Here is a 5,562-nt window from a genome sequence, read left to right as displayed (position 1 = left end):
CATTTAGCGATCCGCTGACCTTCGGCGATGCGAGTTGTCTCACGTAATGTCATCTGCGTTTTGTCTCAAACTCGTGTCATTTCTTGAGCCGCTGCATCTGGGGTCACTTCGGCATGCCCGGCTGTCGGCGGGCGGCGCCCTCCCACAAGGACGGCGTTGCGGCGGGTGACAGCGACTGAAGTTGGCCGTGCGCTAGTTCCTAAGCTGGTAGACGAACTTCTCCGCTGCGAACTGGCGTGTCTGAATCAGGTTGTTCGAGAACGGCTTCAGCAAGCATTACCGGTAAAGCCGCATATTCGATTCTGGCGTATTCGGACCGCCAACCGGGCTCGAGTCGAACACGGTAGAGGGCAGCGCTACTAGCACTGACCGGAACCGGTTGCGGCGTCGGGCACCCACGTTGACACACGTCAGACAACAGGCCTCATGATCGGCGGGCGTTTGCTGGTGAAAGTATCGTGGGCGTAGTGAACGCGCGTCCGTCGGCGAGTACTGGTGGCCCTATAGGTGCAGGCTTACGTCAACGCATGGCGGGCCTCGCTTGGCACGCTCGTCGGACGGGACTGGATGGCGGGCGTCGTAGACTTGCTGGCGATGATCGTTTCGAAACGCAGATCGTCGTCATGGCATCTGATTCGGATGCCGTTTCTTGGTTGCGTCTTGGTGGCCGCTTCGTGTTCGACACACATTGCGTCCGAGGCCGCACCGGCTCTTCTCGTGCGTTCGGGTTCAATACGAACTCGCGGATGCCGGTCAGACCTACGGCGTCAATGTGGCTGTCACCAGTGGGACCCCCGCAACGTCAAATTCGACATCAAGGTCGACGACCAACCAAAGCCCTGATATGACCCTGTCTCCACCACCACGCGCCGAGGTCTACTTGGTGGAGAACCGCCTCAACCCGATCTCAACGCGAGCCGCGCTCGAACTCACCGATGACAATTTGCGCTGCACAGTCAAGGAGTACTCGAAGTGGGTCGAGAAGGCCTTGGGGATTTCAGATCTCAGGTCTCGGCTTCAAGCAGGCGAGGCGGTTGCGGCGTTTGATTTCCGGCGTGATCAGCTGAAGATCAAGTGGCTAAAGCAATTTCTGAAAGCGGGGTTTTCCGTTAGTGAAGGCAGCTCGCGCCGTTGGCTGGTGTCCCTCGTTTATCCCACTGGAATCATGGCATTGGTGGAGGTGGTGGACGGCTGGGACGTCCACAACGAATGGCGGCGGGCTCTGCCTCCGACCTGACCCGCGGGCTCCGAAACCAACCACGACCCCGCAGCACCGCGTCTACCGTTGCTTGGTGATCGTCGAGCATGCACTACTACCGGTTCGCGCCGGAATGAGCGATGAATTTCGGTCGGAACTGATTCATCCGATGAATCAGGAAGGCTGCGTTTAGGTGCTGAACGGACTACCCCGAAACTGGTTGGGAGAGCCTCGAATCCAAGCGAGCGCGAAATGGTCGGCCCTACAGCACGACGACAAAATATTGTGCTGCACAACGAGATAGGCAATATGCGGCATTAATCATGGATAACCGCTGTTATCCACCACTCCCCTTGCTGTCCAGGAGCTGACGGTCGTGGAATGCAAGCAACGGGCACGACGTCGGCTGTCGCATCGAACCGACGCTGGGACGCGATGATGCTCACTCGACCGCGCGACACCGCAGTCGGCGAAGGTGAGATCCGAATTGGCGGGCGCGATCGGACGACCCAGTATCGCTACCGGTCTAATGAGCACATGGCCGAACGCGATCGCGACGAATCCGGCCGGCCTCGCAACGCTCGAGCCCGCGACGCCCTGGGCCGACTCCTTCCGCCGGGCAGCGAGGGCGTGCCCCGCATCCCAGACGATCTCGAACTGTCACCGTCCGAATCCCTCGCCTACGCCCAGGATCTGTTGAACCGGGGCTTGGCGTTCAACGCGCACGAGGTGCTCGAGGCCGCGTGGAAGAACGGCCCGGACGACGAGAGACCGCTGTGGCAAGGCCTGGCCCAACTCGCAGTCGGCATCACCCACGTCCAGCGCGGCAACCGCGACGGTGCGACCACGCTGCTTCGGCGCGGGTCCGGTCGCCTTGGCGAGGTGGATCATCCGGCGCCGCACTTCGTAGACGTCGACGGTCTAGTCGGCTGGGCCGCTGCGCTGATCGAGGACCTTGCCGCGTGCGCCGAGATCTCACCGCCGCGCCTGCGCCCGGCGCTGACGAAACCCTAGCGAGCCCGCCAGATCCGCCGTGCAAACTTATGCCTCAAACCAGCTAGAGATGCCATGGGTCGATGCGCAACAGGCCGAATTCCCGGTCGGCTCAACAACAACGCTAACCGCGTCCGTCTTTATCGATTTGGTGACACGGTTTGAGAATTCAGTGACATCTAGGTGACATCAGATTTGAGAAGGTGAGAGTTGCTGCGGGCCACAGTCTTTTGCCGATCGGCGAGCTAGTGCGAGCGAGTTTGACACCAACACAATGATTCTCACTTTCTTGTCCACAGTGGACATCCAGTGGACATCGCAAATGAGAACTGGACCGCGCCGCCGACGAAAGATAACGTCCAGCGCGACCGTAAAGCCGGCCGGGCGGAGTTACCGCTGCATACCGCCGGACAGATGCGCCTTCGTCGCGCGTGTTAGGTCGTCGGCGAGGATCTCCGGCTCGCCGGCGAACAAGCCGTCCAGCGCGAGTCGGGCGACGACCGCGGGATCGCTCTTTTGATCTGCAGGCGCGAAGGCGGCCATGTCGGTGTCTATGTAGCCGACGTGCACGGCGGTGACGTGGATGCCGCGAGGCGCAAGTTCCTGCCTGATTGCGTCGGTCATCGCCCACTCGGCCGCCTTGGCTGCCGAATAGGCGCCGGAGGTCGGATCATGCAGCCAGGACAACACCGACAGCATGTTGAGGATCGCTCCCCCGCCGTTGCCTTCGATGATCGGGGCGAAGGTGCGGATGACATTCAGCGTGCCGAAGTAGTGCGTCTCCATCTCCAGCCGGACGTCCTCGAACGCCCCGGACAGCACTGACGCGCGCGTTGCGGTACCCGCATTGTTGACGAGCACGGTAACGTCGCTGGCCACGTCCGCGGCGCGGCGCACTGAGGCCGGGTCGGTGATGTCCAGTTGGATGGGTTCGACGCCGGACACGTCGATCGTTTCGGGTCGGCGCGCGGCGGCGTAGACCTTCGCTCCCCGCTCGATGAGTTGGGTTGCGAACCGCTTACCTAGTCCCCGGTTGGCGCCAGTGACCAGAGCGGTGATCTGGTCGTTGCTCATCGTAGTCTCCTTCGAGTAGTCGAGGACCGAGATGTTCTCAACACGCATTGTTTCGTAATGATCGCAGGGATGGTAGTGCTCTGCGTCCTCGCTGAAGATGCACGCTTAGTCCGAGGTGGAGGTTCGGGTCACGTGGCGCTCGCTGCCTCGTCATGACCTGAAATGGCCGCGTCGACGTCGGCGTCAGCACTGAGGTTCCCAGCAGCAGCTGGTGCGCTCACCGACAGCGGTCCTCCGGGCCAGCGAGAACGGCGCGTGCCCGCCCCCTGGCGGCAGGGCTGGAAGTGATCGCTCACCGCCGCACTGTCCATGCCGTGCGCCTCGGCCTCCACGGCCAGCTCCATGAGCTCACGCGGGGCGAACTGCTACGCACCTACAGTCTCGCGTCGTCGTCGTTGTTGTCGTCGTCGTCCCTAGATGTAGACATCCCAGGGGCGTAACACGTCAAGCGGCTTGGGTGGTATGACGGTGTGCCCACGCGGTGTGTTCGCTGTAGTGGGTGTGGTGGCGGAGGCAGCCGTGCAGGATGCCGACGAGTCGATTACCGAGGGCGCGTAGGGCTTGGTGGTGGAGGTCCCCGGAGGCGCGGTGTTGGTCGTAGAACGCGCGGGCACCTGGGCTGGTGTTGATGGCGCCGAGTGCCCATTGGTCGAGAGCGTTATAAAGCCGTCGATTGCGGACACGGCGGGCCAGGACGGCGCGTTTCTTACCCGAGGCGACGGTCAATGGTGAGGTTCCGGCGTAGTTTTTGCGAGACTTGGCGGTGGTGTATCGGTTCGGGTCGTCCCCGAACTCACCGAGCACCCGGGCGCCGAGGATGACACCAAGTCCTGGCAGGGAGAGGTAGATGTTGGCGTCCGGGTGTGCCTCAAAATGTGTGGCCAGTTCGGCCTCAAGGTCGCTGATCTGGCGGTTGAGCTCGATGATGATGCCCACCGCGGCACGGGTAGTCGCGGCGAACGCTGCGGTGAGCCGCGCGGGAGCGGTGAGCTGTTCGGTACGTAGCGCCGCCGCGATCTCCTGGGCACGGGCGTCGATGTTGCGTTGTCGCCCAGCGTGTTTGAGGGCTGACCGGATCTTGGCCAGGCTCAGGCGGGTGGCGTCGGCTGGTGTAGGGGCGCGACCCAGAACGGCCAGGGCGTCGCGGGAGGCGAGATCGTCGAAGGCCTCCAAGGCTGCCGGGTAGTACTCCCGCAGCGCACTGCGCAGGGCGTTGGTGTGCCGGGTGCGCGCCCAGATCAGGTTCTGGTGTGCTCGGGCGAGGACCTTGATCGCCTCGGCCTCGGGGCTGTCTCCCGCCAGTGCGCGATGGTTATGCCGGTCGGTGCGGACCAAATCCGCCAATACCTTGGCGTCGCCGGCATCAGATTTCGCCCCGGACACCTGGTGGCGCTCACGGTAGCGGGCGACCGCCAGCGGATTGATCGCGAACACCTGATACCCCGCCGCACCCAACGCTTGCACCCATAGGCCGCGATCGGTTTCGATACCGATCACCACGTCGCCGGGCTCGATGGCGTGGTCGGCGATGACCTCATGCAGCGCCGCAATACCGGCCAACCCTTCGGGTAGCCGCCGCGTAGCCCGCCGCGCGCCGTCAGCGTCCATTACGTAAACGTCGTGGTGATCCTCGGCCCAGTCGTCTCCGACGAAGATCATCCATCTGCCTCCTAACTATGTTGTCGTGCAACCTATTCAGAGCCGAAGGACACCCGGCGGCGACCTAATGGACCAGTGCTCGTACCGGCACGACATCCCATCTTCGCTACAGGCGGCCTCACCAACCGGCCGGGGCACCCTCTACAGCTAGAAGTCGACCAACGCCACAGGTTCTCACCAGTGCTCACCAGCCGGCGGCTCGGTGATCAGCCTCCCCGCAAACCAGCCACGAAGCCGTCAACGGCACGCCGATCCGTTCCCATTAGGTTCTCACCCGTGTGTGGCAGATACCGACTCCCCTACCTGCAGGTTTGCAGAATTCTCATTAAAATGGCGGAGCGGTTTTTCTCATCTTCGTGGCGGATCCTCGAGCCATACGGTTGTCCGCGATTTCGGAGACGATCGAGGTCGGCTTGACGGGCTTCATGATGCGTTGTGAAACGTCACGTGACACACAGCGCCGCCGGCGAACTTAGTCGGTCGCGATGCCGTGGCGAATAAGCGTTACGCATTTCCCTGGACGCGCGGATACCGGCGTCGACCGGGGCCGCCACCATCGTGGCCAAGAGTGACGTCGCCGACCAGATCAGTTCGAAGGTCGCCCAGCAGTCCGGGTAAAACCCCGACTCGGTGTCCTG

Annotated in this window: 5 protein-coding genes and 1 pseudogene; 2 read left to right on the top strand and 4 right to left on the bottom strand. The window is 62.7% G+C overall.

What is annotated here, in order from left to right; all coding sequences use genetic code 11:
- The first annotated feature begins 883 nt into the window (after positions 1-883).
- Positions 884-1,237, top strand: coding sequence for a hypothetical protein (locus ACLP9N_RS16205; RefSeq protein ID WP_424074251.1), 354 nt, complete (start codon positions 884-886; stop codon positions 1,235-1,237).
- A gap of 498 nt (positions 1,238-1,735) precedes the next feature.
- Positions 1,736-2,212, top strand: a complete 477-nt coding sequence (locus ACLP9N_RS16200) for a DUF309 domain-containing protein (RefSeq protein WP_442408378.1) — start codon at positions 1,736-1,738, stop codon at positions 2,210-2,212.
- A gap of 369 nt (positions 2,213-2,581) precedes the next feature.
- Here ACLP9N_RS16200 and ACLP9N_RS16195 read toward each other — a convergent pair whose 3' ends face one another.
- The 4 genes and pseudogenes from ACLP9N_RS16195 to ACLP9N_RS16180 form a co-directional block, all read right to left on the bottom strand.
- The gene (locus ACLP9N_RS16195; protein WP_442408377.1) at positions 2,582-3,265 is read right to left on the bottom strand and encodes an SDR family oxidoreductase; all 684 of its coding nucleotides are present in this window, start codon (positions 3,263-3,265) and stop codon (positions 2,582-2,584) included.
- Between the two features lie 175 nt (positions 3,266-3,440).
- Positions 3,441-3,609, bottom strand: a pseudogene (locus ACLP9N_RS16190) (glucose-6-phosphate dehydrogenase (coenzyme-F420)); the annotation flags it as partial.
- A 100-nt stretch (positions 3,610-3,709) separates the two neighbouring features.
- A complete protein-coding gene (locus ACLP9N_RS16185) occupies positions 3,710-4,924 on the bottom strand; it encodes an IS110 family transposase (protein ID WP_442408376.1) in 1,215 nt (404 codons plus the stop codon).
- A 443-nt stretch (positions 4,925-5,367) separates the two neighbouring features.
- Positions 5,368-5,562 (bottom strand): hypothetical protein (locus tag ACLP9N_RS16180; RefSeq protein ID WP_442408375.1); only part of this gene is annotated, 195 nt, incomplete at its 5' end.

It is taken from the genome of Mycobacterium sp., from assembly GCF_052144515.1.
Taxonomy (GTDB): domain Bacteria; phylum Actinomycetota; class Actinomycetes; order Mycobacteriales; family Mycobacteriaceae; genus Mycobacterium.
Note: the sequence above shows the minus strand (reverse complement) of the source record. Positions and strands in the feature narration are given on the sequence as shown.

Excerpts from the sequence above, each read along its gene's own strand:
- ACLP9N_RS16195 (WP_442408377.1), bottom strand. The coding sequence starts at position 3,265 with ATGAGCAACGACCAGATCACCGCTCTGGTCACTGGCGCCAACCGGGGA.
- ACLP9N_RS16185 (WP_442408376.1), bottom strand. The coding sequence starts at position 4,924 with ATGATCTTCGTCGGAGACGACTGGGCCGAGGATCACCACGACGTTTAC.
- ACLP9N_RS16200 (WP_442408378.1), top strand. The coding sequence starts at position 1,736 with ATGGCCGAACGCGATCGCGACGAATCCGGCCGGCCTCGCAACGCTCGA.